The organism is Pseudomonas alkylphenolica, from assembly GCF_004025535.1.
Classification (GTDB): Bacteria; Pseudomonadota; Gammaproteobacteria; order Pseudomonadales; family Pseudomonadaceae; genus Aquipseudomonas; species Aquipseudomonas alkylphenolica_A.
In genome coordinates, this window is sequence record NZ_QJRG01000033.1 from 648,719 (window position 1) to 675,656 (window position 26,938).

A 26,938-nucleotide genomic window follows, 5' to 3' on the forward strand; every position below is an offset into this window, starting at 1 on the left:
TTTGACCTCAGGCCTGGCGCGGATCTGGATTGTCCAGAACGTTGTCTGTCTGCTCAGCGCGGAACTGCTTCAGCACGCTGTGGAACTGCGGGTGCTTGGCGCCGAGGATGCTCGCCGAGAGCAGCGCGGCGTTGATGGCACCGGCCTTGCCGATGGCCAGGGTGGCGACCGGGATACCGGCGGGCATCTGCACGATCGACAGCAGCGAGTCGACTCCGGAGAGCATCGACGACTGCACAGGCACGCCCAGCACCGGCAGGTGGGTCTTGGCCGCACACATGCCAGGCAGGTGGGCAGCGCCGCCGGCGCCGGCGATGATCACCTCGATGCCACGGCCTTCGGCCTCTTCGGCATACTGGAACAGCAGGTCCGGGGTACGGTGGGCAGAAACCACCTTGACCTCGTAGGGAATGCCGAGTTTTTCCAGCATATCGGCGGTGTGGCTAAGGGTGGACCAATCGGACTTGGAGCCCATGATCACGCCAACCAGTGCACTCATCGTCGAGCCTCTTCTCTTGGGCGCCCGCAGGCGCGTCAAAAAACAACAAGCCACGCGGGACAACCGGCGTGGCTTGTTATGCGAATTAGGGCCGGGGGAGACCGACCGAAGGCCGCGCAGTATATCGCAAAGGCGCAGCTTTGATGCACTTGGCAGACCAACTGCCGCCCTTATTTTTCGGGGGTCAGGCTGACTCTCGAGTCAAAACAGGGGGGATCGCCGGATCACTCCAGCCAGCTTTTCCTGCTGCCACTCCTGTAATAGCGACTTTAACTTGAGACCTCCCAGCGCTACAGCGTCAATGGAGGACGCCACTATGACTGCATTAAGACCTTTGGGCATTCTGCTCGCACTACTCTTTACCCTGTACCTGCCTTCGGCGACGGCTGCCAGATCCCTGGTGGTCTGGGTCTATGCCCACGACGATCTCGCCGATATCAGCGACGCACAGCTGAACAAGGATTATTTTCAGCACTGGATCGACGAGATGCGCTTGATAACCAACCACCCGATAGAGGTCATCTTTGAACGCAACGTGCCCGGCATCACCGATATCACTTATTCAAGCATGAGTGCTGCATCGCTCCTCGCAATGTTCTCGAATCAATCATCAGATATAGATCATCAACGAGAACGCTCCCCCTCGTACCTGAACAAGTCCATCCTGCTCACCAAGGAGCCCTATGATAAAAGTGAATCGGGCTTACTGGCCGGCCTGGCCTATGTTAAACAAACTACCGCCATAGCCTCGCTCGCAACCTTTGTAGCGCCAGCCCATGAGCTGGGGCACTTGTTTTCAGCCACCCATAATGACGCCGAGGTCAACTTCAACGGCTGGTTTTGCGAAACCTACACCTTTGAAACGCGCCTCTCACTGCGCTCCAATTGCTATCGCTACAGCGACAAGAACCGCCAGAATATAGCGGACTACATAAACTATTATTCCAGTTGAACTTCAGACCGGTTCTTGACCGCCTGCCGACTCCAGCTTGCGCCAAAGCAATCGCACATTGGCCTTGCGCACCAGTGCACAGCGATACAGGCGGATCTCCAGTGGCACATGCCACTGGGGGCCGCCACAGATAACCAGCTCACCCCGCTCCAATTCCGCCCGCGCCGATAGCCTCGGCACCCATGCGATCCCCAAACCCTCCAAGGCCATACTTTTAAGACTGTCCGCCATCGCCGTCTCGTAAACCGTGGTGAATCGCAGGTTACGCTGGCGCAATAACAGATTGACCGAACGCCCGAGGAACGCCCCGGCACTGTATGCCAGTAGCGGCACGCTACCCTCGCCTTCAAGGTCAAACAACGGCGTTCCGTCTTTGTCAGCAGCGCACACCGGCAGCATCTCGGTATGTCCCATATGCAGTGACGGGAATATCTCGGGGTCCATCTGCAATGCAGCATCCGGATCGTAGAACGCCAACATCAGGTCACACCCGCCCTCACGCAAGGCATGCACCGCATCGCCGACGTTGGTGGCCACCAGCCGGGTTGCGATGTTCAAACCTTCGTTGCGAAGCTGAGCAATCCACCGCGGGAAGAAGCCCAAGGCCAGGGAGTGAGCGGCAGACACCTGAATCACCTCGCCCTGCCCGCCTTCCAGGTGATGCAAATGGCGCAACACTTCACCCAGTTGATCAACAACAGTACGTGCCGTAACCAGGAACAACTGCCCGGCAGCCGTCAGCTCGATCGGCGTTCGCGAGCGGTTGACCAAGGTCAACCCCAATGCGGCCTCAAGGCTGCGTATACGGCGGCTGAAGGCCGGCTGGGTCACAAAACGGCGCTCGGCCGCCTGAGAAAAGCTACGGGTCGCCGCCAGGGCACTGAAGTCTTCCAGCCATTTGCTTTCGAGGTTCATCTGTCTCTCCAGGCATGCACCAAAATGGCACACGCTCGAATGTCGGTTGGCGTCACATCAACCATTATGCCGTTTGTGCATAGGTTAGCGTGCAACAGCATTGGCCGCAAAATCGGCGCAGGCCTAGGATTAGCGCCATTCCGGCATGTGCCGGGTCAAACTCGAGATGATATTTATCATGTCCGCTGCTGCATCGTTCCGCGTCGAAAAAGATCTGCTTGGCACCCTTGAAGTCCCGGCTGATGCCTACTACGGCATCCAGACCCTGCGCGCTGCCAACAACTTCCACCTCTCCGGTGTTCCACTGTCGCACTACCCTAAACTGGTTGTAGCGCTGGCCATGGTCAAGCAGGCCGCTGCTGACGCCAACCGCGAGCTGGGTCACCTGAGCGATGCGAAACACGCCGCCATCAGCGAGGCTTGCGCCCGCCTGATCCGCGGTGACTACCACGAGCAGTTCGTGGTCGACATGATTCAAGGCGGTGCTGGTACTTCTACCAACATGAACGCCAACGAAGTAATCGCCAACATCGCGCTGGAGGCCATGGGCCACCAGAAAGGCGAGTACAAATACCTGCACCCGAACAACGACGTGAACATGGCGCAGTCGACCAACGACGCCTATCCGACCGCGATCCGTCTGGGTCTGCTGCTCGGTCACGACGCCCTGCTGGCCAGCCTCGACAGCCTGATCCAGGCCTTCGCTGCCAAAGGTGAAGAGTTCAGCCACGTACTGAAAATGGGCCGTACCCAGCTGCAGGATGCTGTGCCGATGACCCTCGGCCAGGAATTCCGCGCCTTCGCCACCACCATGACCGAAGACCTGCAGCGCCTGCGCTCGCTGGCTCCGGAACTGCTGACCGAAATCAACCTGGGCGGTACCGCCATCGGCACCGGCATCAACGCCGACCCTGGCTACCAGGCCCTGGCCGTACAGCGCCTGGCGACCATCAGCGGCCAGCCGCTGGTACCGGCTGCCGACCTGATCGAAGCCACCTCCGACATGGGCGCCTTCGTCCTGTTCTCCGGCATGCTCAAGCGTACCGCAGTCAAACTGTCGAAGATCTGCAACGACCTGCGCCTGCTGTCTAGCGGCCCACGTACCGGCATCAATGAAATCAACCTGCCAGCGCGTCAGCCAGGCAGCTCGATCATGCCAGGCAAGGTCAACCCGGTAATCCCGGAAGCCGTTAACCAGGTGGCCTTCGCCATCATGGGCAACGACCTGGCCCTGACTGTCGCTGCCGAAGGCGGCCAACTGCAGCTGAACGTCATGGAACCGCTGATCGCCTACAAGATCTTCGATTCGATCCGCCTGTTGCAGCGCGCCATGGACATGTTGCGCGAGCACTGCATCGTCGGCATCACTGCCAACGAACAGCGCTGCCGTGAACTGGTCGAACACTCTATCGGCCTGGTCACCGCCCTGAACCCGTACATCGGCTACGAAAACGCCACCCGTATCGCTGCCATCGCCCTGGAAAGCGGCCGTGGTGTGCTGGAACTGGTCCGCGAGGAAGGCCTGCTGGACGAAGAGATGCTCACCGACATCCTGCGTCCGGAAAACATGATTGCTCCGCGTCTGGTGCCGCTCAAAGCGTAACCGATGCTGTAACACCGCTCACCAGGTCGAGGGACTAGACACCTCTCACCTTTTGAGGGCCCTGGGATCAGTCCCCGGGCCCTTTTTTTATGCCCGCAACAACGACGGATGGCGTAGTGTAACCAGCTCATTTCAAGCTGCCCCCGGAGACCGTGCCATGGCAACCGTACACCCCGCCCGCAAGATCATGGTGCTGTATACCGGCGGTACCATCGGTATGCAGGCAGGCGCCAACGGGCTTGCTCCAGCCTCGGGCTTCGAGCAGCGGATGCGCGAACAACTGGCCGGCCTTACGGGAATCCCGCTGTGGCATTTTCGCGAAATGCAGCCGCTGATCGACAGCGCCAACATGACACCGCACTACTGGCAACGCCTGCGCGAAGCCGTCATTGATGCCGTCGATGTTCAAGGCTGCGATGCGGCGCTGATCCTGCACGGCACCGACACCCTGGCCTACAGCGCTGCAGCCATGAGCTTCCAATTGTTGGGGCTTGACGCCCCCGTGCTGTTCACCGGCTCCATGCTGCCGGCCGGTGTGGCCGACAGTGATGCCGGGGAGAATCTTCTCGGTGCCCTGCAGGCGCTGGCCGGCGGCCTGCCATCGGGCGTGCAGCTTTACTTCCATGGTGAACTGCTCGACCCGCTGCGCACGGCCAAAGTACGCAGTTTTGGTCGACACCCTTTCGTCCAGCTCAAGCGCTTTGGCGGTGCCATGCCTGCAGATCATTTGCCAGCGAAACTCGACTGCCGACAGCCAAAACAGCCGGCCAGCGTAGCGGTGTTACCGCTGGTGCCGGGTTTCAACTCCAACCTGCTGCACACGGTGCTCGACAGTGGCGCCCAAGGCCTGATTCTGGAGTGCTTCGGCAGCGGTACCGGCCCTGCCGACAATCCGGATTTTCTCGCTGCCCTCGCCCAGGCCCAGGCAAAGGGCGTGGTGGTCGTGGCAATCACCCAGTGCCATGAAGGCGGTGTAGAGCTGGATGTCTATGAAGCCGGCAGCCGCTTGCGCCAGGTCGGGGTGCTCTCCGGGGGCGGCATGACCCGGGAAGCTGTCTTCGGCAAATTGCAATTGCTGCTCGGCGCGGGCTTGCCAACCGAAGACGTTCGACACCTGATCGAGCAGGACCTCTGTGGGGAACTGCGCTAAAAGCGGCAAGGCACGCATATTGCTCGCTTGCCGGTAGCCCTTCAGCAGGAAACAACCATGCTCCACTCACACCTCACGACCCTCAACGCCGTTTCTCTGGTGCTTCAAGCTTTCCAGAACGACGGCGTAGACCCGGCGGCGCTGCTCGACGGTAGCGGCATCAGCCCCGCAGATCTGGGCCGTGCAGATTCGCGCATCACCACGCGCCAAGAGATGCTGGTATGCGCCAATGCCGTGGCCCAGCGCCGTGAAGTGGGCCTGGAGCTGGGGCGGCGCATGCATGTTTCCTGCTACGGCATGCTCGGTTACGCCCTGCTCTCCAGTGCCACCTTAGGTGACGCGTTACGCCTGGCCATGCAGTACCCGGCGCTTCTGGGAACACTTTTCCAATTGCGCCTGATCGAAGACGGCGAACGTATCTGGTTCAGCGCCAGCAATTATCGGGAAGAGCCGCACCTGGCCGCGTTCAACGCCGAGTTCTGCCTGACCTCGCTGAAGGTCATCTGCGATGACCTGCTCGGGCAACCACTGCCCTTGCTGGCCGCCCGCTTTGTGCACGCCGCCCCGGATTACCAGGCGCTGTATGCGCAGACGTTTGCTTGCCCACTGCAATTCGATGCCAGTGACAACGCCTTCGCCTTCGAACGCCGCTGGCTGGATAAACCGCTGCCACTGGCCGACCAGATCACCCACCGGGCCATGAGTGAACGCTGCCGCCGCCAGAACCTGGAGTTCACCGGCCGCCAGGCCTGGCTCGGGCGCATCCGGCAGTTGCTGCTCGAACAGTTGAATGCAGCACCCGGGCTCGAAGGTCTGGCGCGGCAAATGAACTGCTCGTCGCGCACCCTGCGCCGCCACCTGCAGGAGTTGGGCAGCAGCTATCAACAATTGCTTGATGAGCTACGCTTCGAACGGGCCAAACAGTTGCTCGCCGAGGACCAGTTGCCGATCTACCAGATTGCCGAAGCGCTGGGCTTTAGTGAAACCGCCAGTTTCCGCCACGCTTTTTTACGCTGGAGTGGTGTAGCCCCCAGCCATTTCCGCGCCTGATCAGCGCACGTCGCACCGTCAAAGGGCGAAATCCGGACACGCAGGTTGGCCATATTGATCCCCTTTTGGCCGTTTGCGTCGTTCTGAACCGAAGCGGCTCCATGAACAATGGCGCCACGCCAGTGACTTCGGAGAACAACAAATGCTGACTATCTATTCGGATGACCATCACCTTCACCACGGCCGTTGCGAGCTGATCGACGGGCAATTGATGCCTTGCTTCGAAATGCCTTCGCGCGCTGACCATGTGCTGGAACGCGTCAAAACCCGTGAGCTGGGCCCGGTGCAAGGTCCTGCAGACTTTGGCCGCGCCCCACTGCTGCGGGTGCACAGTGCCGATTACCTGAACTTCTTTGAAGGTGCCTGGCAACGCTGGGCCGAACTCGGTCACGACGGCGACCTTCTGCCGTTCACCTGGCCCGCACGCACCCTGCGCAGCATCAAACCCAAAGGCCTGCACGGTGAACTGGGTTATTACAGCTTCGATGCCGGTGCACCGATCACCGCCGGCACCTGGCAGGCCGCCTACAGCGCAGCGCAAGTCGCCCTGACTGCTCAAGCGGCCATCCAGGCCGGCGCACACAGCGCGTTTGCCCTGTGCCGGCCGCCAGGACACCACGCTGCCAGCGATGTGATGGGTGGCTACTGCTACTTGAACAACGCCGCCATTGCCGCGCAGGCCTTTCTCGACCAGGGCCATCGCAAAGTGGCCATCCTCGATGTGGATTACCACCACGGCAACGGCACCCAGGAGATCTTCTACCAGCGCAGCGATGTGCTCTTCGCTTCGATTCATGGTGACCCGCAAGCCGAATTCCCGTTCTTCCTGGGTTATGCCGATGAAGAAGGCGAAGGTGCAGGCCAGGGCTACAACGTCAACTACCCACTGCCAGCCGGCAGCGACTGGGCGGCCTGGGGCAATGCCCTGGATCAGGCCTGCGAGCGGATTGCCGCGTATGCCCCCGACGTCGTCGTGGTGTCGCTCGGCGTCGATACCTTCAAGGACGATCCGATTTCCCAGTTCAAACTCGACAGCCCCGATTATCTGAAGATGGGCGAACGCATTGCCCGCCTTGGCAAACCGACCCTGTTCGTCATGGAAGGCGGTTATGCCGTCGAAGAAATCGGTATCAACGCGGTTAACGTGCTCGAAGGCTTTGAGCGCGGCCAGCAAGGCACTCGGCCATGAACCGCGTCAAGCGTCTACTTGCACCCCTGCTCTGCAGCGCCCTGCTGGTCGGCAGCCTCGAGGCCGCCGAGCAGCGCACGCTGCGGGTCTACAACTGGTTCGACTACATTACCCCGCAAACGCTGGTGGACTTCCAGAAAGACAGCCAGGTCAAGCTGATCTATGACATCTTCGACACCAACGAAGCCCTCGAAGCCAAGTTGCTGACCGGCAACTCCGGATATGACGTAGTGGTGCCGTCCAACGTGTTCCTGGCCAAGCAGATCGAGGCCGGGGTGTTCCAGCCTCTGGACCGCAGCAAGCTGCCAAACTGGCAACACCTCGACCCCAAGCTTATGAAGCTGATCGAGGCCAATGATCCCGGCAACAAATACGCCGTGCCCTACATGTACGGCACGGTGTTGATTGGCTTCAACCCGGCCAAGGTCAAGGCCGTGCTCGGTGACCACGCGCCGGTGGACAGCTGGGACCTGATATTCAAGGAAGAGAACATCGCCAAGCTCAAGCAATGTGGCGTAGCGCTGCTCGACTCCCCGTCCGAGATCCTGCCGCTTGCATTGCAGTACCTGGGCCTGGATCCGAACAGCGGCAAGCCGGATGACTACAAGAAAGCCGAAGCGTTGCTGCTGAAGATCCGCCCGCACGTTACTTACTTCCACTCGTCCAAATACATGGCGGATATCGCCAACGGCGACATCTGCGTGGCGGTGGGGTATTCGGGGAGCTTCTCGCAGGCGGCCAATCGCGCGCTTGAGGCCAAAAACGGTGTGGTCGTGGACATGCGCCTGCCCAAGGAAGGCGCGCCGATCTGGTTCGATATGCTGGCCATTCCGAAGGGCGCCGCCAACCCGGAGGATGCCTACACCTTCATCAACTACCTGTTGCAGCCCAAGGTGATTGCCCCGATCAGCGATTTTGTCGGTTACCCGAACCCGAACAAGGACGCCACTGAACTGGTAACGCCGGCCATACGCAACAACCCGAACCTCTATCCCACTGAAGAGGCCATGGCCAAGTTGTACACCCTGAAGCCCCTGGCCCGTGATGCGGAACGTGCGCGTACGCGAGCCTGGACCAAGATAAAGGCTGGTACCTGATAAAAGCATCAGCCCGCCCCTGTCGAAAAACAGGGGCGGGCGCTCTGACTTTAATTCAAAATTCCCTTACCCAGAACTTTGCACTGGTTATCGATTCAAAGGCATCGTTGTTTTCCAGCCTAAACGTAAAGCTGCCAGAAAAGCTACCATCATCCCTATAAAGTATTTCAGCCCCACCCAGATCGGCCACATAATTAAGAAACGGCGCACCCTCAGTGTCAATACTGTAGCCGGCGGTTACCTTCCCGCCGAGATCGTATGGCTGGATCAAGTGCCTGCCACTTTCAATATCCGTATCTACAGCAAAATCGATAATATGATTGCTGCTGCCTTTTTTCATGAAGGCTATCACAACTTTCGTACCAGGATATTTAACCACAGTCACAGAACCCTGAAATAATTTACCATCAATGAGCGCTACCAGATGGTCTTCGCATTGAGCCGTCGCAACCCCGCACCTGACCTTCTCAATGGCATCTTTAACACATTCCCGACTATTCATGATCGTATCTTTCCGACTACATTAAAATTAGATGTAATACCCAAACGATCACGAATATATAGGCGAGAACTACAACACGTCCCCCATCAGATATATCAGTTGATATTTAACGATTACCTCGATAGTTTCTGAGGTTTCAACCAGGCATTCACAAGGCGCTCTGCCGCCTCTTTTATATGAGCTTCTGGCACCGCAGCAAATCCAATCACCAACCCTGCCTGCTGTTCTACTGGGCCGCAGCTATTCGGCAACCAGTAACTGCTCAAGGCATTGAGTTCGACGCCAACGGCTTCTGCCTCAGTTACCAATTCACGCTCACGCTCGAGCCCTTCTACTGACAGGGTCAGGTGTAATCCAGCCGAAACTACCGGCATCGCACCCACACCCGGTATATCCTGCGGCCATGCCTTGAGTAATGCATCGCGGCGCGCCAGGGCCGCACGGCGCATTCGCCGGATGTGTCGCTGGAAGTGGCCCTGAATCATGAACTGTGCCATGACGCTTTGCGTGGCCACTTCGGAATGGCGCACATTCAATGCGCGCGCCCAGGAAAACGCGTGCATGAGCGACTCGGGCAGTACCAGATAACCCAGGCGCAATGCCGGAAACGCGATCTTGCCGAACGTACCCACATAGATAACCCGTTCATTTCGGTCAAGCACAGCCAGGGGCGCGAGTGGGGCGCCGTCATACCGGTATTCACCGTCGTAGTCATCCTCGATGATCCAGCTGTCGTTGCGTTGCGCCCAGTCAAGCAGAGCGAGGCGCCTGGGCAGGCTCATGGTTACACCCGTAGGGTACTGATGAGCCGGTGTGACATAGGCCAGCTTGCAGTTATCGAACGACTCCAACACCGAGCAGTCCAGCCCTTCACTATCAACAGGCACACCCACGACGTGAGCACCAGCCGCCGCAAATGCGTGCCCAGCAGCTCGATAGCCCGGGTTTTCCACAGCCACCCTATCCCCCACTTCCATCAACAGCTGTGCACAAAGGCTGATGGCTTGCTGCGCACCACTGGTGATCACAATTTGTTCAGCAACGCAGGAAAGCCCACGTGATCGACGCAGATAGGTGGCAATCAGCTCCCTAAGTTGCGGCTCACCCGCAGGATCACCGTAGCCCAGCGTCGCTGGATCCGGATTGCGCCAGAATCCCGCCTGCAGCTTGGCCCAGACGTCGAAAGGAAAGAGATCAAGCGCCGGTAAACCGACGCGAAATGCCCTGGGCGGGCCGCTTTTAGGTGCGGGCAAATGGTTGTTTTCCAACCGGCCAAGCGGACCGCTGTGGATAACTTTACTGGACAAATACTCAGTATTTCCGAGCGATTTTGTGGATAACCCTGTGGAAAAACCCAGGGATAACCCTGTGGATACTTTTGTGGATAGTTTTGGCAGCTGGCTGACGTAGGTGCCGTCACCCACCCGGCTTTCGATAAAACCCTCGGCGTACAACTGGTCGTAGGCGCGCACCACGCTGTTACGCGAAAGCGCCAACGCGTTCGCCATGTCTCGCGTGGCCGGCAGGCGCGTGCCGCTGCTAAGGCGGCCATCCAGCACGCGCAGGCGCAACGCCTGATACAGCTGACGGCTCAACCCCTGGCGCCGGTCAAGCACAATGCCCGTAGGGTCGAACGGAAGGCTGAATGGACGCTCACTCATGACAATGGACCTATGAAATTAGCTGGAAATGGCTCTTACCATAGACCAATAGCCTGCCTAGGATTGAACCATTCGCCAAGGACAATCCGCATGTACACAGCTTCGAGCTTCAAGGAAACCGACCTCGATCAACTGCAGCAGCAGATCGAACAGACGCGCCTGGCCGTACTCGTCACCCACGGCGAACAGGGCCTGCAGGCCAGCCACCTGCCCTTGCTGCTCGATCGCAGCCAAGGCAGTAATGGCACGCTGTACGGTCACTTCGCCCGCGCCAACCGACAGTGGCAGGAGCTGGAGAATGGCGCCGAAGCCCTGGTGGTGTTTGCCGGGGCGGATGCGTATGTCAGCGCCGGCTACTACCCCAGTAAGGCTCAGGACCCACGCACCGTGCCCACCTGGAATTACGTCAGCGTGCACGCCTGGGGCAAGGCCGAGGTCTACCACGACGCCAAGTCCCTGCTGGATATCGTAAGGCGCCTGAGCGATCGCCATGAACAATCCCAGGCCAAGCCCTGGTCGGTGGATGAAGCGCCCGCTGACTACATGGCCGGCATGCTCAAGGCCATCGTCGGCTTCGCCCTGCCCATCGAACGCTTGCAAGGCACCCGCAAACTCAGCCAGAACCGTTCTGCCATCGATATCGAAGGTGTGCGTACGCGCCTGGCCAGCAGCACCGACCCTCTGGACAACCAACTGGCCGCAGTGATGCGCCAATCGTGAAGGAATCTCCCATGCCCAGCGTTACGATCCGCCCGGTTTCTGCCGATGACCACAGCGCCTGGCTGCCACTGTGGCAAGCCTATCAACGCTTCTATGAGACCCGCATCGCCGATGAGGTGACCGCGGTCGCCTGGCAACGCATGCTCGACCCTACCGAACCAACCAATGCCGCGCTGGCCTGGGTAGATGGCAAGGCGGTGGGCATGGTCCACTGGATCTATCACCGCTCCAACTGGAGCATCGAGAACTCCTGTTACCTTCAGGATCTGTATGTCCAGAGCGAACTGCGCGGCCTCGGCGTCGGCCGCCAGCTGATCGAATACGTCTACGCTACGGCCAAGGCGGCAGGTTGCGCCAAGGTGCACTGGTTGACTCACGAAACCAACGCCACTGCGATCAGCCTTTATGAACAAGTCGCCGAGCGGCCTGGCTTTATCCAGTTTCGCAAACCACTGTAAGCCCAGGAGCCATTACATGAGTGCACCGTTGAACTGGCACCCGGCCAAGCGCCCACACCCCACAACCCTGGTCGGGCGCTTCATTCGCCTGGAAAAACTCGATCCCCGCCGCGATCGGGAAGACCTCTGGCAGGTATTCCAGGGGCCCGACGCTGACCCGAAACTCTGGGATTACCTGGCCTACGGGCCTTTCACCGAACGCGAAGACTTCGACCATTGGCTCGACAGCAACGCCGCCAGCAGTGACCCGCTGTTCTACAGCGTCATCGATAGCGCCAGCGGCCAGACCCAGGGGATTCTCAGTCTGATGTCGATCGTGCCCGATCAGGGTCGCATAGAGGTCGGCCACATCGCCTTTGGCGCCGCCATGCAACGCACGCCCAGGGGCACCGAAGCGGTCTACCTGCTGAGCAAGCTGGCGTTCGAACTGGGTAACCGTCGCCTGGAATGGAAGTGCAACAACGACAACGCCCGTTCGAAAAGAGCGGCGGAGCGCTTCGGCTTCAGCTTTGAAGGGGTGTTTCGCAAGCACATGGTGATCAAGGACCGTAACCGCGACACCGCCTGGTTCTCGATTACCGACGATGAATGGCCGGCGATCGCGGCGGGGTTCGAGCGCTGGTTGGGGGAAGACAATCAGCGCCCGACTGGACAGGTGCAAACACTGGAAGCCTGTCGCGCAGCTCGCTGACAATTGAGCGTGTAGCGCTCACTTGAGGAAAAAAGCGCAAAAAAAAGGGAGGCATATGCCCCCCAGAGGTTAACCGCTTGTAGATGAAGGCCTGAAAATCAGCCTTCGATCTCGATCAGGATCTCGCCCGGGTTGACCCGGTCACCCTTGGCCACGTGGATGGCAACCACCTTGCCGGCGATGTCGGCCTGGACTTCGGTTTCCATCTTCATGGCTTCGGTGATCAGCACCGGCTGGCCGGCCTTGACCATGTCACCTTCCTTGACCAGCACATCGACGATGTTGCCTGGCATGGTGGTGCTGACATGGCCCGGTGCGCTGGCCTGCTTGCGCTTGCTGCTGCCACCGCCGACGAATTCGTTGAGCGGCTCGAACACCACTTCTTCCGGCATGCCGTCGATGGACAGGTAGAAGTGACGCTTGCCTTCGGCCTTGACGCCCACACCCGTGATGTCTACGCGATAGGTTTCGCCGTGGACGTCGATGACGAACTCGGTCGGTACACCTTCGCCACCAGCCGAGGCCACCTTGCCTGCTTCCGGAATCGGCAGCAGCACTTCTGGCGTCAGGGTGCCGGCTTCGCGCTCTTCGAGGAACTTGCGCCCGATGTCCGGGAACATGGCGAAGGTCAGCACGTCTTCTTCGGACTTGGCCAGGTTGCCGATATCGGCACGCAGCTTGGTCATTTCCGGCTTGAGCAGGTCGGCCGGACGCACGTCGATTACTTCTTCGCTGCCGATGGCCTGACGACGCAGGGTCTCGTCGACCACACCCGGGGCCTTGCCGTAACCGCCTTGCAGGTACAGCTTCACCTCGTTGGTGATGGTCTTGTAGCGCTCGCCAGCCAGCACGTTGAAGAACGCCTGGGTACCGACGATCTGCGACGTCGGAGTCACCAGCGGCGGGAAGCCGAGGTCTTCACGAACGCGCGGGATCTCTGCCAGCACTTCGTTCATGCGGTTGAGCGCGCCCTGCTCCTTGAGCTGGTTGGCGAGGTTGGAAATCATCCCGCCTGGCACCTGGTTCACTTGCACGCGGGTATCTACCGAGGTGAACTCGCTTTCGAACTGGTGGTACTTCTTGCGCACAGCATAGAAGTACAGGCCGATTTCCTGCAGCAGTTCCAGGTCCAGACCGGTGTCGAATTCGCTGCCCTTGAGCGCCGCGACCATCGACTCGGTACCCGGATGGCTGGTGCCCCAGGCAAAGCTGGAGATCGCGGTGTCGATGTGGTCGGCACCGTTCTCGATCGCCTTGAGCTGGCACATGGCAGCCAGGCCGGCGGTGTCGTGGGAGTGGATGAACACTGGCAGCGACTGTTCGGCTTTCAGAGCCTTGACCAATTCGCCCGTGGCATAAGGGGTCAGCAGGCCGGCCATGTCCTTGATCGCGATCGAGTCGCAACCCATGGCTTCCATCTGCTTGGCCTGGGCCACGAACGCGTCGATGGTGTGCACCGGGCTGGTGGTGTAGGCAATGGTGCCCTGGGCATGTTTGCCAGCGGCTTTCACGGCTTCGATGGCCACACGCAGGTTACGCACATCGTTCATGGCGTCGAAGATACGGAACACGTCGATGCCATTGACAGCAGCCTTGGCCACGAACGCTTTGACCACATCGTCGCTGTAGTGACGGTAGCCGAGCAGGTTCTGACCACGCAGCAGCATCTGCAGGCGGGTGTTAGGCAGGGCCGCGCGCAGCTTGCGCAGACGCTCCCACGGGTCTTCCTTGAGGAAGCGCACGCAGGCGTCGAAGGTCGCGCCGCCCCAGACTTCCAGCGACCAGTAGCCGACTTTGTCGAGCTTGTCGCAGATCGGCAGCATGTCTTCGGTGCGCATGCGGGTGGCCAGCAGGGACTGGTGGGCATCGCGCAGGATTGTGTCGGTTACAAAGATTTTCTTGGACATTATGGGATTCCTCACAGGCCTGCGTGGGCGGCGATGGCGGCAGCGATGGCCAGGGCCAGCTCTTCGGGTTTGCGCTTGATCGAGTAGTTGGTCAATTCCGGATGGCTTTCAACGAAGCTGGTATTGAACTGGCCACTACGGAATTCCGGATTGCGCAGGATTTCCTGGTAATACGCGGCGGTGGTCTTCACCCCTTGTACGCGCATGTCGTCCAGGGCGCGCAGGCCACGGTCCATGGCTTCTTCCCAGGTCAACGCCCAGACCACCAGTTTCAGGCACATGGAGTCGTAGAACGGTGGAATGGTGTAGCCGGTGTAGATCGCCGTATCGGTACGAACGCCGGGGCCGCCGGGTGCGTAATAACGGGTGATCTTGCCGAAGCTGGGCAAAAAGTTGTTCTTCGGGTCTTCAGCGTTGATCCGGAACTGCAGGGCAAAGCCGCGATGCTGGATGTCTTCCTGCTTGACCGACAGCGGCAGGCCCGAGGCAATCCGGATCTGCTCACGAACGATGTCGATACCGGTGATTTCTTCGGTGATGGTGTGTTCCACCTGCACCCGGGTGTTCATTTCCATGAAGTACACCTCGCCATCGGCGAGCAGGAACTCCACGGTACCGGCGTTCTCATAGCCCACGGCCTTGGCTGCGCGCACCGACAGGTCGCCGATGTAGGCGCGCTGTTCAGGAGTCAGCTGCGGGCTTGGGGCAATCTCGATGAGCTTCTGGTTGCGGCGCTGGATCGAGCAGTCGCGCTCGAACAGGTGCACAACGTTGCCGAAGCTGTCACCGAGGATCTGCGCCTCGATGTGTTTCGGGTTGACGATGCATTTTTCCAGGAAGACTTCCGCCGAACCAAATGCCTTGGTCGCTTCGGAAATCACCCGCGGGAATGCCTGCTCCAGCTCCTCGCGGCTGTTGCAGCGACGAATACCGCGGCCGCCACCACCCGAAGTAGCCTTGAGCATCACCGGATAACCGATGCGCTCGCCTTCGGAAAGGGCTTCGTGGATGTCGGCAACGTTGCCTTCGGTGCCCGGCGTTACCGGTACACCAGCCTTGATCATGCTGCGACGGGCTTCGGTCTTGTCGCCCATGCGGCGAATGACTTCGGCTGCCGGACCGATGAACTTGATACCGCGCTCGGCACAAATGTCTGCAAGCTCAGCGTTCTCTGACAGAAAACCGTAACCGGGATGCAGGGCATCACAACCGGTTTCCACTGCAAGGTTCACCAGCTTGCGCGGGTTCAGGTAACCGGCCAGGGGCTCGGCACCAATGCTGTGAGCCTCGTCGGCACGTTTGACGTGCAAGGCGTGGCGGTCGGCGTCGGAGTAGATCGCCACGGAGCGAATGCCCATCTCGGCGCAGGCACGCACGATTCGAACAGCAATTTCACCGCGGTTGGCGATCAGGATCTTTTTTATCACTGGAGTATTCCCAAGGCCGCTAGAACAAACGAGTCGGCAAAGCCGGTCGGCGCGTGACCAATCGTCGCTGGCCAGTCGCATCCTTACCCTAGCGCTGTCTCTGGATAAACAAAAATCAATATTTATTAGGGTGTGCATTAGCAAAAGCTTATAGTGCTGTTACAAGGTTTTGCCGGGACAATAAAAAAATGCGTAAGTCATTGATGCGTATGACATTGCGTCAATTGCAGATCTTCAATGAGGTCTGTGATTTGCGCTCTTACAGCCGTGCAGCCGACGAGATGAGCCTGACGCAACCCGCCGTAAGTCTACAAATCCGCCAGCTCGAAGAGTTGGTCGGCCAACCGCTGTTCGAGTACGTCGGTAAAAAACTCTACCTGACGGAAGCCGCCGAGGCCTTGCAACGCGCCAGCCGCGACATTTTCGGCCGCCTGGAAAGCCTCGACATGCAGCTGTCCGACATGCAGGGCTCGCTGCAAGGCCAGCTGAAACTGGCTGTGGAATCCAGTGCCAAGTACTTCGTCCCGCACCTGTTCGCCGCCTTCAAGCGCCAGCACCCTGAAGTCAATCTTACCCTTACCGTGGTCAATCGGGCCCAGGCCATCCGCCGCCTGTCGGACAACCGCGACGACCTGATCATCATGTCCATGGTGCCCCAGGACATGGGACTGGAGTTTTTACCGTTCCTGAACAACCCGATTGTCGCCGTGGCGCCGCCTGACCACCCGCTGTGCAAGCTGGAGAAGCTGCGCCTGCAGGACCTGGAGCCGCATACCCTGCTGGTTCGCGAGCAAGGTTCGGGCACCCGCAAGGCTTGCGAAGAGTACTTCAAGGACAAGCGCGTGCACTTCACCCAGACCCTTGAGGTCGCTTCGGCCGATGCCCAGCGCGAATGCGTGATTGCCGGCCTGGGCATTGCCCTGCTGACCCGTCACGCACTGAACCTTGAACTGGCCACGGGCATCCTGCGCGAGTTACCGATTGAAGAGCTGCCGCTGTACCGCAGCTGGTGCGTGGTGCAGTCCAAGGCCAAGCGGCAATCGCCGGTGGCCTTGGCGTTTCTTGCATTCATTCGCAGCGAACGTGCGCAAATCAGCGAGCTTGTTGAGCGGTTTTCGGGGAATCTGCCGCCGATACTTGCCACACGTTGATGGCCTGCAATTCCGGAAAGTCGGCTATTTCCTGAAGCAGCCGCCGTTGCTCGGAGTAGCTTTCGATCGCGCGGCGAAACTCCATGCGGCGCTGATCTTTCTCCTGCTGCTTGCGGGACTTGGCATTGGGTTGATACGAGCCATCGAATTCACGAGCCATTGCATATCTCCCTGATCGAGTGCGGGGAGTTTCAGAGTGGCCCTCAGGTTTTACGGTTTGGTGCCACCTCGATTACAAAACGGTGAATTTCCCTGCAATAACTGCGAGAAACCTGTCCAGATGCCTTCGTTTCGGTGGCGGATGAATAATTTTGTGGCGGCAAAACAGCCGCGCCCAAAAGCCAACGGAGAACCCCATGAAAATCGAAACCGGTACGTGGAATGCCCTGCGCATCAACATAGACGGTAAAACCAGAATAATGGTAACCGGCTCTGTAATTTCGGCACTCGAAAGCACACCGTCCCTGATCCATGAAGGCCAAAGAAAAGCTGCCGATTTTCCCGAATGTTTCAGACTCGAAGCTCAGCCGGCCCCCGACCTGACAGTGCAGCTTCCAATTCATGCGGTTTCTTGCACGATAAACAATCGAACCGGGCGTACGCCGATAGAAATCACACACCAGGGACACGAATTGGTCAGCTTGGTCCTCGATGCCGAAGATGCCTGATAGCTGGACGACCGCTTGGGTCAACGCAAACTCAGTCGTCGAAGGCCTTCACCGACTTCGGCGACAGGCGCAAGCTGCGCAGGCTGCGTTTAACGCTCTTGAGGTGGTTGACCAGGCTCGGGCCACGGGCCATCGCCACACCCATGGCCAGCACGTCGATCACCACCAGGTGGGCGATACGCGAAGTCAGGGGTGTGTAGATCTCGGTGTCTTCGTGCACATCGATCGCCAGGTTTACAGTCGACAGTTCGGCCAGCGGGGTCTGACTCGGGCACAAAGTAATCAGCGTTGCACCGCTTTCACGCACCAGGTTGGCGGTGATCAGCAGGTCTTTGGAGCGCCCTGACTGGGAGATGCAGATAGCCACATCGCCGGGCTTGAGCGTGACCGCCGACATTGCCTGCATGTGCGGATCGGAATACGCAGCAGCCGTCAGCAGCAAGCGGAAGAACTTGTGCTGGGCATCCGCCGCCACCGCGCCGGAAGCACCAAAACCATAGAACTCTACGCGCTGGGCCTGGGCCATGGCAGACACCGCACGTTGCAGCGCCTGAGGGTCGAGATGCTCGCGCACCTCCATCAGCGTATGCAGGGTGGTGTCGAAAATTTTCAGGCTGTAGTCAGCGACCGAGTCGTCTTCATGAATCGCGAACTGGCCGAAGCTGGCGCCGGCGGCCAGGCTCTGGGCCAATTTCAGCTTGAGGTCCTGAAAGCCTGAACAGCCAATAGCTCGGCAAAAGCGCACGATGGTCGGCTCGCTGATACCAACGCTATGGGCAAGATCGGCCATCGAGCTATGCATGACGGCTGCAGGATCAAGCAGCACGTGATCGGCAACCTTCAGTTCCGATTTGCGTAGCAGATGGCGCGACTGGGCGATGTGTTGCAACAGATTCAAGGGCAGGACTCGGTTATGATCGACTGACCGGGTTGTAGCTTTCTTGTAGTTATACTACATGACCGGCGACCCGCCCAGCTAAACGAACTAGGAGAGTGGTGGTATTGACTATCCCTTGCGACATCATGGTGTTCGGCGGCACCGGTGATCTGGCCCTGCACAAACTGCTTCCGGCGCTCTATCACCTGTATCGCGAGGGGCGTCTGCACATCGCCGTACGCATTATCGCCCTGGCCCGACGCCCCCTCCCGCGTAATGACTATCTCAAACTTGCCGAACGCCGTTGCCGCGCCCAGATTGCCCGCAATGACTTCGACGAGGATGTCTGGGCGCGTTTCTCCGCGCGTCTGGACTACTTCGCCATGGACGCCTCGCAAAGCGCCGACTTCGGCCGCCTGTCGCGTTTTCTCGGTGAGCCCGGCGGCCTGACCCGGATTTACTACCTGGCCACCGCGCCCAATCTGTTCGTACCCATCGCCAACCACCTGAAAGTGGCCGGGCTGGCCGAAAGCGAAGCGCGCATCGTCCTGGAGAAGCCCATCGGCCACTCACTGGAGTCGGCCACTTCGATCAACCAGGCCATCGGCGCGGTATTTGACGAGTCGCAGGTGTTTCGCATCGATCACTACCTGGGCAAGGAAACGGTGCAGAACCTGATGGCCCTGCGCTTTGCCAATGCCTTGCTGGAGCCGGTGTGGCGCAACAGCCAGATCGATCATGTGCAGATCAGCGTCTGTGAAACCCTGGGCGTCGAAAACCGCGGGGCCTACTACGACCGCGCCGGCGCCACCCGCGACATGCTGCAGAATCACCTGCTGCAACTGTTGTGTCTGGTAGCAATGGAGCCTCCCGCACAGTTTGAAGCAGAAGCGGTACGTGACGAAAAGGTGAAGATCCTCAAGGCCCTCAAGCCCATCAACGGCCAGGATGTGCAGGACAAGACCGTGCGCGGTCAGTACAGCGCCGGCAAGATCGGTGGCCAGGAAGTACCGGCCTACTATTTCGAGAAAGATGTCGACAACGACAGCGATACCGAGACATTCGTTGCCGTTGAAGCCCATATCGACACCTGGCGCTGGGCCGGCGTGCCCTTTTACCTGCGTACCGGCAAACGCCTGGGCAAACGCTCTTCGCAAATCGTCATTCAGTTCAAGCCTGTACCCCATCGTCTGTTCGAGGGCGACCAGGCCAACCAGCTGCTGATCCAGTTGCAGCCTGATGAACGCATCAGCCTGCAGATGATGACCAAGACACCTGGCAAAGGGATGCGCCTGGAACCCGTGGAGCTGAACCTCAACCTCGCTCAGGTGTTTGGCCAGACCCGGCGCTGGGACGCTTACGAGCGCCTGTTGCTGGATGTGCTCGACGGCGACTCGACCCTGTTCATGCGCCGCGATGAAGTCGAGGCCGCCTGGGCCTGGGTCGACCCGATCCTCAATGGCTGGCAGGAACACTTTCAGGCGCCTCGGCCCTACCCGGCCGGCTCCAACGGGCCGGACCAGGCCCATAGCCTGTTGGCCCGCAAGGGCAGCGCCTGGCACGATTGAAGGTTTTCCAGCTCCATTGAACGCTATGGTTACCGGAAGATGAGCCTGCAACAGACGTTGCAGACCATCTTTCAGGAGTCACACCATGATCATTGAAACCAAGGACTGGACCCTTCAAAACGACCTGATGCCGGGCCCGGACGGCGGCTGCTTCCGCGTGCGTGGCACGGTCACTGTTGCTCACCCAGGGATCAATCCGGTACTGGAACAAGCCCGTATTCAAGACAGATCCTTTGCATTGAACCTGGAGCTCAAGGTGGAAGAAGAAGCAGGTTCATTCATTCAGGTAGTGACCGATAAAGAGGTGTGCTTCGAACTGCCTGGCGATCACAGCGAAATCCCGTGGGTGAACATCCTGCACGACGGCAAGCAACTGACCACGGTTAAAAAAATCCTCACCACCAGCTGACGCTTTAGCCGGCAGCACGACCCGCTAGCCGAGGAAGCGGGCCGTGCTGCTGCCGAGCAGCTCACTGAACGACGTGGCATCCACCGGCTTGCTGATCAGGTAACCCTGCACTTCGTCGCACCCCTGCTCGCGCAGCAAGGCCAGTTGTTCGCGGGTTTCCACGCCCTCAGCTACCACTTTCAGGTCCAGACTCTTGGCCATGGCAATGATCGCCCGGGTGATCGCCGCGTCTTCGCTGCCTTCATGCAGGCCACGGATAAACGCCTGATCGATTTTGACGTAATCCACGGGAAAGCGCTTGAGGTAGCTGAGCGATGAATAACCGGTTCCAAAGTCATCGATCGCCAGTTTGACCCCCAGCTCATGCAGTTGCGCAAAGGTGGTGATGATGTGCTCGACACTGTCTAGCAACTGGCTCTCGGTCAGCTCCAGTTCCAGCAGGTGCGGCGCCAGGCCGCTCTCCTTGAGTACCTGGCGCACCAGGCTGACCAGCTTGCCCTGCCGCAACTGGTAAACCGACAGGTTCACCGACACCCGGATCGGCGCCAGCCCCTGGCGCTGCCATTCACACGCCTGCCAGCAAGCCTGACGCAGGACGAACTCACCAATTGGCGCAATCAGTCCGGTTTCTTCGGCCAGGCCGATGAACTCGCTCGGTGGTACCATGCCCCATTCTGGATGCTGCCAGCGCACCAGCGCTTCGGCGGCCAGCAACTGTCCTTTACGCAAGCACAGCTTGGGCTGGTAGTAGACCAGCAGCTGACGCTCCTCGATGGCCTTGCGCAAGTGGTTCTCCAACTGCAGGCGTTCGAGGGTGCTGGCACGCAGGCTCTCGGTGTAGAACTGGAAGCTGTCGCCGCCCAGGTGCTTGGCATGCTGCTTGGCCATGTCGGCCTGACTGACCAGGGCGCCCAGGTCGAAGGTGGCATCCGACAACACACTGATGCCGACCGACGCACTGATCACCACCTCATGGCCGTCCAGGCGCTGTGGTACGCGCAGCTTGTCCAGCAGCCGGGTGGTTACCCGCACCAGGCTGGACAAGTTGTTGTAGCCATCAAACAGTACGGCAAACTCGTCACCGGACAAGCGCGCCACGGTGTCGGCCTCCGGTACCGCGTTAGCAATGCGCCGCGCCATTTTCTTCAGCAACTGGTCAGCCAGTTCATGGCCCAGGCTCTCGTTGAGCAACTTGAAGCGGTCCAGGTCGATGTGCAGCAACGCCAGGCTACGCCCGTTCAGGCGCACCCGCTGGCTGGCATCGTGCAGACGCAGGCGGAACAGCGCCCGGTTGGCCAGCCCGGTCAGTTCATCGTAATGGGCCAGATAGCGCAGGCGCTCCTCGGATTCACGACGGGCCGAGAGGTCGGTATAGAAACCAACGATATGACTGATCACGCCGCGGGCATCACGCACACCGTTGAGCTGCAGCCATTGCGGGTACAACTCGCCATTCTTGCGCGCTTCAACCAGTTCGCCCTGCCAGCGCCCCTGCTGGTCCAGCGCCTGGTCGATGGCCAGGCTGTGTCGCCGGGCATCATGACTGCAAGGCAGCTCAAGCGCATTACGTGCAAGCAACTCTTCACGGCTAAAGCCGGTGACGTCGCAGTAGGCCTGATTGACCGCCAGCAGCACAAAGTCCGGATCGAGGATGGCAATCCCTTCGCTAGCGGCCTCAAACACGGTCGCCGCCAGCCGCTGTTGTTCTTCCTGCGCCCGCTGTACCGAGACATCACGACGAGTCCCCAACATGCGCACCACCGTGCCATTGGCGCCGTGCTCCACTGCCCGCCCCCGGTCTTCGATCCAGCACCAGTGCCCCTGACTGTGGCGTATCCGGTATTCGACACGATAATCCTCGGTGCGCCCTTTCAGGTGATCGACCAGGGTACGTCTGAGCAGCGGCACATCTTCGGGGTGCAGGCGCGGTTTGAGGTCGTTGCGCACACTACGCACCTGTGCCGGATCAAGGCCGAACAGTTCACGCAGCTGGGTGTGATGAACCTCGTCGGTCTCCAGGTTCCAGTCCCATAGCCCCAGCTCACTGGCCTCAAGGGCCAGGGCAAGGCGTTGTTCGCTCTTGCTCAGGGCATGATTGGCCTGGTCCAGTTCCTGACCCCGTTGGGCCACACGTGATTCCAGACCGGCCTGGGCTTCACGCAATTGCTCTTCGACCTGACGCCGTTGCTCCACTTCGCCGGCCAGCGCCTGATTAAGACGTTCGCTACAACGCTGCGCCTCCTGCAGGTGCTCGATCAGGGCCTGATTCTGGAAACGCCTGAGCAGCCCACGCTCAATCAGGCGATTGACCTGCCAGGCAACCACCAACAATGCCACCAGCAGAATCAGCCCCAACCAGCCCCAACCTTGATGCAGTTCGTCGCCCTTCCAGAACAGAAAGGCAATGGGTGGCAACAGGCAGGGCAAGGTAAAGCTGAGGAAGGCTGGCAGGCTGACGGCGTAGGCGATACTGGCGGACAGGGTCGCCGCCCCCAGCAGGCCGAACACCCAGGCCTGCTGCACAAAATTATCCACAGGCACCAGAGCGATCGCCGCGCTGGCCAGGGTCAGGCCACTGAACGCCGAACCCAGCAGAAACATCCGCCGCCACGTCGGCTGAGCCTGACGCTCGGGCATCGCCGCGTCAAAAGCCGCCACCTGGATGACTCTTAGTGCTACCAGCGCCATCAGCCAGACAACCCAGACGCTGACCAGCAGGTAGCGGGCCGGGTTCCACAGCAACCAGGCACAGACCAGGCCATTGACCAGCATGAGCAAAGTGGGCAGCAACGAGCCCTGGTAGAGCAGTCGGGTACGCTCCACCGAGAGTTGCGTGGCAAATTGCTTGCGAATATGCCTGCGAGCCGCTTGAGGCACGCCGACGGCGCCGGAACCGAGTGTCATAGGCAGTGTTCTTGTAATGGTTAGCCCTAAACGAGCACGGAGCATACACAAGCAAGCGCGTGGACCAAACTGCTCTGGATCATAATTCTGTTGTGCATTTTTCGACGCAAAGCGCTCAAACCTGCAGGCCTTGGGCTGCAAGCCAATGACCGTCGGGCGCAGGCGGGCAAGTTTTTCTACTGTATGTTTGCCCAAGGGTTGCCTGCGCCCCTAAAATGCCCGGATGCGCGATGATCTCTCTCTCCTGTTGAACTCTCTCAACGACGCCCAACGCCAGGCCGTAGCGGCCCCCGTCGGTCGTCAGTTGGTCCTGGCCGGTGCCGGCTCCGGCAAGACCCGTGTGCTGGTGCACCGCATCGCCTGGTTAATCCAGGTTGAGCAGGCCTCGCCTCACTCGATCCTGTCGGTGACGTTTACCAACAAGGCCGCGGCGGAAATGCGCCAGCGTATCGAGCAGCTGATGGGCATCAACCCGGCCGGTATGTGGGTGGGTACCTTCCACGGCCTGGCCCACCGGCTGTTGCGTGCCCACTGGCAAGAAGCCGGGCTTAACCAGAATTTCCAGATCCTCGACAGTGACGACCAGCAACGCTTGGTCAAACGCGTGATCCGCGAACTTGGTCTCGACGAACAGCGCTGGCCGGCACGCCAGGCCCAGTGGTTCATCAACGGGCAGAAAGACGAAGGCCTGCGCCCTCAGCACATTCAGGCCAGTGGCGACCTGTACCTGGGTACCATGCGCAGCATTTATGAAGCCTACGAAGCCGCCTGCCAACGGGCCGGCGTAATCGACTTCTCCGAATTGCTGTTGCGCGCCCTGGACCTGTGGCGTGACCACCCGGGCCTGCTCGAGCACTACCAGCGGCGCTTCCGCCATGTGCTGGTGGACGAGTTCCAGGATACCAACGCCGTGCAGTACGCCTGGCTGCGCCTGCTCTGCAAAGGTGGCGACAGCCTGATGGTGGTAGGCGACGATGATCAGTCGATTTACGGCTGGCGCGGCGCCAAGATCGAGAACATCCACCAGTACAGCGCCGATTTCCCCGACGCCGAGATGATCCGTCTGGAGCAGAACTACCGCTCCACCGCCGGCATCCTCAAGGCCGCCAACGCCCTGATCGCCAACAACAGCGACCGTCTGGGCAAAGAGCTGTGGACTGATGGCGGCGATGGCGAGCCGCTGAGCCTGTACGCCGCCTTCAATGAACACGATGAAGCACGCTACGTGGTCGAAACCATCGAAAGCGTGCTCAAGACCGGTCTGGCGCGCAGCGACATTGCCATTCTGTATCGCTCCAACGCCCAATCGCGCGTGCTTGAAGAAGCCTTGCTGCGCGAACGTATCCCCTACCGCATCTATGGTGGCCAACGCTTCTTCGAGCGTGCCGAAATCAAAAATGCCATGGCTTACCTGCGTCTGCTGGAAGGCCGTGGCAACGATGCGGCGCTGGAGCGGGTAATCAACGTACCGCCACGCGGTATCGGCGAGAAAACCGTCGAAGCGATCCGCGACCATGCGCGCCACGCCGAAGTGTCGATGTGGGAATCGATGCGCCTGCTGATCGCCAACAAGGCCCTCAAAGGCCGTGCCGCAAGTGCGCTGGCTGCCTTCATCGAGCTGATCGAGAACCTCGCCGCCAAAGTCATGGAGATGCCCCTGCACCTCATGACCCAGACCGTCATCGAACAGTCGGGGCTGATCATCTATCACCAGGAAGAAAAGGGTGAAAAGGGCCAGGCGCGGGTAGAAAACCTTGAGGAACTGGTCAGCGCTGCACGCAACTTCGAAACCAGTGAAGAAGACGCCGAGCTTTCGCCCCTGGCGGCTTTCCTTGGCCACGCATCGCTGGAAGCCGGCGATGCCCAGGCGGACGAGCACGAAGACAGCATTCAGCTGATGACCCTGCACAGCGCCAAAGGCCTGGAATTCCCTCATGTGTTCCTGGTCGGCATGGAGGAAGGCCTGTTCCCGCACAAGATGAGCCTGGAAGAGCCCGGCCGTCTGGCGGAAGAACGTCGGCTGGCCTACGTCGGCATTACCCGGGCGATGCAGCAACTGGTGATGACCTACGCCGAAACCCGACGTCTTTACGGCAGCGAAACCTACAACAAGGTGTCCCGTTTCGTTCGTGAGATTCCGGCCGGTCTGATCCAGGAAGTCCGTCTGTCCAACAGCGTCAGCCGCCCTTTCGGCTCCGGCCAGCAGCAAAACACCAGCAGCCTGTTCGCCAACGCGAACATCCCGCAAACCGCGTTCAACCTCGGCCAGCGGGTGCAACACGCCGTGTTCGGCGAAGGTGTGATCCTCAACTTCGAAGGCTCCGGTGCCCAGGCCCGGGTGCAGGTCAACTTCGCCGAAGGCAGCAAGTGGCTGATGCTCGGCTACGCCAAACTCGAAGCCTTGTAGGAACAATCAGGCCCTGCGATCCGCGGGGCCTGACTAACGGCAATCGCCGGGCGGGGCCTGCCCCGCAGCGCCAGCCCCGGCTTTTTGCGCAAAAGATGGAAACATCTTGGCGCTGGTCATGTGTCCTGCAACCTGTGCACCATGACGCGCGTGCAATCCACAAAACGGGAATACCCTTCTATGCAACGTTTTCTCAGCATCGCCCTGGCGTTGTGCATCGGCCTGACAATGAGCCTCGACGCCAGCGCCGCCAAACGCATGGGCGGCGGTAAAAGCTCCGGCGCCGCGCCAATGCACCAGACTCGCCAGGCAACCCCGACCACCCCGGGTGCCTCGCCAACCGCGCCAGGTCGCGCCCCTGCGGCTGCCAGCGGCGCATCGAAATGGCTCGGCCCGCTGGCCGGCCTCGCCGCCGGTGGCCTGCTGGCCTCGATGTTCATGGGCGATGGCTTCGACGGCATGCAGATCTTCGATATCCTGATCATGGCCGTGATCGCCTTCCTGGTGTTCCGCTTCATCGCCGCCCGTCGCCGCAAGCAGCAGCCACAAATGGCCGCCGCCGGTCACGCGCCTTTCCAGCGTGAAGCCCATCAGCCGGCTGCCCAACCGTCGATCTTCGGTGGCTCCGCTGCGCCTGCCGCTGCTGCCCGTCCGGTCATCAACGCGCCGGCCTGGTTCAACGAGCAAAGCTTCCTGGCCGCTGCCCGTAACCACTTCCAGACGCTGCAGCAGCACTGGGATGCCAACGAAATGGACAAGATCGCCGAGTTCGTCACCCCGCAAATGCTGCAGTTCCTCAAGCAGGAGCGCGCCGAACTGGGTGATGGCTTCCAGTCCACCTACATCGACAACCTGAACGTGCAGCTTGACGGTGTCGACGACCGCGCCGACAAGACCATCGCCACCCTGACCTTCAGTGGTGTGTCGAAAAACTCGCGCTTCGACCAGGGCGAAGTGTTCAGCGAAAGCTGGAACATGGAGCGCGCCCAGGGCGAAAACCAGCCTTGGCTGGTCGCCGGGATCCGCCAGAACGGCTGATCTTGAGGCATTGCACAAAAAAACCCCGGGCCTGTCCCGGGGTTTTGCTTTTAGCGCACCGGGCTACTAGGGTATAACGCGCAGCGTGTCGTGAA

The 26,938-nt window shown here is 60.0% G+C and carries 24 protein-coding genes; 15 read left to right on the forward strand and 9 right to left on the reverse strand.

What is annotated here, in order from left to right; genetic code table 11:
- Positions 1–7 precede the first annotated feature (7 nt).
- The gene (purE, locus tag DM813_RS03040; RefSeq protein WP_028942499.1) at positions 8–499 is read right to left on the reverse strand and encodes a 5-(carboxyamino)imidazole ribonucleotide mutase; all 492 of its coding nucleotides are present in this window, start codon (positions 497–499) and stop codon (positions 8–10) included.
- Positions 500–815: 316 nt separating this feature from the next.
- Here purE and DM813_RS03045 point away from each other — a divergent pair, with 316 nt between their 5' ends.
- Entirely contained in the window at positions 816–1,451 is a 636-nt protein-coding gene (locus DM813_RS03045) for a hypothetical protein (protein WP_128321953.1), read from the forward strand.
- A 3-nt stretch (positions 1,452–1,454) separates the two neighbouring features.
- On the opposite strand, the gene DM813_RS03050 is transcribed toward DM813_RS03045, so the two are convergent.
- Positions 1,455–2,366 carry a LysR substrate-binding domain-containing protein gene (locus DM813_RS03050; RefSeq protein ID WP_128321954.1) on the reverse strand — a complete coding sequence of 304 codons (912 nt, stop codon included), beginning with the start codon at positions 2,364–2,366 and terminating at the stop codon, positions 1,455–1,457.
- Between the two features lie 178 nt (positions 2,367–2,544).
- Between DM813_RS03050 and aspA the strand changes: the two genes are divergently transcribed.
- The 5 genes from aspA (at position 2,545) to DM813_RS03075 (ending at position 8,455) form a co-directional block, all read left to right on the forward strand.
- Positions 2,545–3,969, forward strand: a complete 1,425-nt coding sequence (aspA, locus tag DM813_RS03055; RefSeq protein ID WP_128321955.1) for an aspartate ammonia-lyase — start codon at positions 2,545–2,547, stop codon at positions 3,967–3,969.
- A gap of 157 nt (positions 3,970–4,126) precedes the next feature.
- Positions 4,127–5,119: an asparaginase gene (locus tag DM813_RS03060; RefSeq protein WP_128321956.1), complete on the forward strand. Its 993-nt coding sequence runs from the start codon at positions 4,127–4,129 to the stop codon at positions 5,117–5,119.
- Between the two features lie 57 nt (positions 5,120–5,176).
- Positions 5,177–6,169, forward strand: a complete 993-nt coding sequence (locus DM813_RS03065; RefSeq protein WP_128321957.1) for an AraC family transcriptional regulator — start codon at positions 5,177–5,179, stop codon at positions 6,167–6,169.
- A gap of 142 nt (positions 6,170–6,311) precedes the next feature.
- On the forward strand, positions 6,312–7,358 hold the full coding sequence (locus DM813_RS03070; RefSeq protein ID WP_128321958.1) for a histone deacetylase family protein: 1,047 nt from the start codon (positions 6,312–6,314) through the stop codon (positions 7,356–7,358).
- Positions 7,355–8,455, forward strand: coding sequence for a polyamine ABC transporter substrate-binding protein (locus DM813_RS03075; protein ID WP_128321959.1), 1,101 nt, complete (start codon positions 7,355–7,357; stop codon positions 8,453–8,455). Before DM813_RS03070 ends, DM813_RS03075 begins: the two co-directional genes overlap by 4 nt.
- Before the next feature lie 55 nt (positions 8,456–8,510).
- Here the strand turns inward: DM813_RS03075 and DM813_RS03080 are convergent, their stop codons facing one another.
- Together DM813_RS03080 and DM813_RS03085 are read right to left on the reverse strand one after the other, a co-directional pair.
- Positions 8,511–8,957, reverse strand: a complete 447-nt coding sequence (locus DM813_RS03080) for a hypothetical protein (protein ID WP_128321960.1) — start codon at positions 8,955–8,957, stop codon at positions 8,511–8,513.
- A 113-nt stretch (positions 8,958–9,070) separates the two neighbouring features.
- Positions 9,071–10,618 carry a PLP-dependent aminotransferase family protein gene (locus DM813_RS03085; protein WP_128321961.1) on the reverse strand — a complete coding sequence of 516 codons (1,548 nt, stop codon included), beginning with the start codon at positions 10,616–10,618 and terminating at the stop codon, positions 9,071–9,073.
- A 90-nt stretch (positions 10,619–10,708) separates the two neighbouring features.
- Here DM813_RS03085 and DM813_RS03090 point away from each other — a divergent pair, with 90 nt between their 5' ends.
- Genes DM813_RS03090 through DM813_RS03100 form a run of 3 tightly spaced genes read left to right on the forward strand, consistent with a single transcriptional unit; the run spans position 10,709 to position 12,487 of the window.
- Positions 10,709–11,338: an FMN-binding negative transcriptional regulator gene (locus DM813_RS03090; RefSeq protein WP_128321962.1), complete on the forward strand. Its 630-nt coding sequence runs from the start codon at positions 10,709–10,711 to the stop codon at positions 11,336–11,338.
- Positions 11,339–11,349: 11 nt separating this feature from the next.
- On the forward strand, positions 11,350–11,796 hold the full coding sequence (locus DM813_RS03095) for a GNAT family N-acetyltransferase (RefSeq protein WP_128321963.1): 447 nt from the start codon (positions 11,350–11,352) through the stop codon (positions 11,794–11,796).
- A 16-nt stretch (positions 11,797–11,812) separates the two neighbouring features.
- A complete protein-coding gene (locus DM813_RS03100) occupies positions 11,813–12,487 on the forward strand; it encodes a GNAT family N-acetyltransferase (protein ID WP_128321964.1) in 675 nt (224 codons plus the stop codon).
- A 98-nt stretch (positions 12,488–12,585) separates the two neighbouring features.
- On the opposite strand, the gene oadA is transcribed toward DM813_RS03100, so the two are convergent.
- Positions 12,586–14,394 carry a sodium-extruding oxaloacetate decarboxylase subunit alpha gene (gene oadA, locus DM813_RS03105; RefSeq protein WP_128321965.1) on the reverse strand — a complete coding sequence of 603 codons (1,809 nt, stop codon included), beginning with the start codon at positions 14,392–14,394 and terminating at the stop codon, positions 12,586–12,588.
- Positions 14,395–14,405: 11 nt separating this feature from the next.
- On the reverse strand, positions 14,406–15,821 hold the full coding sequence (locus DM813_RS03110) for an acetyl-CoA carboxylase biotin carboxylase subunit (RefSeq protein WP_128321966.1): 1,416 nt from the start codon (positions 15,819–15,821) through the stop codon (positions 14,406–14,408).
- Positions 15,822–16,009: 188 nt separating this feature from the next.
- On the opposite strand from DM813_RS03110, the gene DM813_RS03115 reads away from it, so the two are divergent.
- The gene (locus DM813_RS03115; protein WP_128321967.1) at positions 16,010–16,972 is read left to right on the forward strand and encodes a LysR family transcriptional regulator; all 963 of its coding nucleotides are present in this window, start codon (positions 16,010–16,012) and stop codon (positions 16,970–16,972) included.
- Here the strand turns inward: DM813_RS03115 and DM813_RS03120 are convergent.
- Positions 16,914–17,132 carry a PA3496 family putative envelope integrity protein gene (locus DM813_RS03120; RefSeq protein ID WP_128321968.1) on the reverse strand — a complete coding sequence of 73 codons (219 nt, stop codon included), beginning with the start codon at positions 17,130–17,132 and terminating at the stop codon, positions 16,914–16,916. The genes DM813_RS03115 and DM813_RS03120 overlap by 59 nt on opposite strands.
- A gap of 196 nt (positions 17,133–17,328) precedes the next feature.
- On the opposite strand from DM813_RS03120, the gene DM813_RS03125 reads away from it, so the two are divergent.
- Positions 17,329–17,640 (forward strand): hypothetical protein, encoded by a 312-nt coding sequence (locus DM813_RS03125; RefSeq protein WP_128321969.1) that lies wholly within the window; start codon positions 17,329–17,331, stop codon positions 17,638–17,640.
- Between the two features lie 31 nt (positions 17,641–17,671).
- Here DM813_RS03125 and hexR read toward each other — a convergent pair whose 3' ends face one another.
- Entirely contained in the window at positions 17,672–18,538 is an 867-nt protein-coding gene (hexR, locus tag DM813_RS03130; protein WP_128321970.1) for a transcriptional regulator HexR, read from the reverse strand.
- Between the two features lie 104 nt (positions 18,539–18,642).
- Between hexR and zwf the strand changes: the two genes are divergently transcribed.
- Both zwf and DM813_RS03140 read left to right on the forward strand, forming a co-directional pair.
- Positions 18,643–20,085, forward strand: a complete 1,443-nt coding sequence (gene zwf, locus DM813_RS03135; RefSeq protein ID WP_128321971.1) for a glucose-6-phosphate dehydrogenase — start codon at positions 18,643–18,645, stop codon at positions 20,083–20,085.
- Between the two features lie 85 nt (positions 20,086–20,170).
- Positions 20,171–20,494, forward strand: a complete 324-nt coding sequence (locus DM813_RS03140; protein ID WP_128321972.1) for a hypothetical protein — start codon at positions 20,171–20,173, stop codon at positions 20,492–20,494.
- Positions 20,495–20,518: 24 nt separating this feature from the next.
- Here the strand turns inward: DM813_RS03140 and DM813_RS03145 are convergent, their stop codons facing one another.
- Positions 20,519–23,398 (reverse strand): GGDEF domain-containing phosphodiesterase, encoded by a 2,880-nt coding sequence (locus tag DM813_RS03145; RefSeq protein ID WP_128321973.1) that lies wholly within the window; start codon positions 23,396–23,398, stop codon positions 20,519–20,521.
- Positions 23,399–23,621: 223 nt separating this feature from the next.
- Here DM813_RS03145 and uvrD point away from each other — a divergent pair, with 223 nt between their 5' ends.
- Together uvrD and DM813_RS03155 are read left to right on the forward strand one after the other, a co-directional pair.
- A complete protein-coding gene (uvrD, locus tag DM813_RS03150) occupies positions 23,622–25,805 on the forward strand; it encodes a DNA helicase II (protein WP_128321974.1) in 2,184 nt (727 codons plus the stop codon).
- A gap of 180 nt (positions 25,806–25,985) precedes the next feature.
- The gene (locus DM813_RS03155; RefSeq protein WP_128321975.1) at positions 25,986–26,843 is read left to right on the forward strand and encodes a Tim44 domain-containing protein; all 858 of its coding nucleotides are present in this window, start codon (positions 25,986–25,988) and stop codon (positions 26,841–26,843) included.
- The last annotated feature ends 95 nt before the right edge of the window (positions 26,844–26,938 follow it).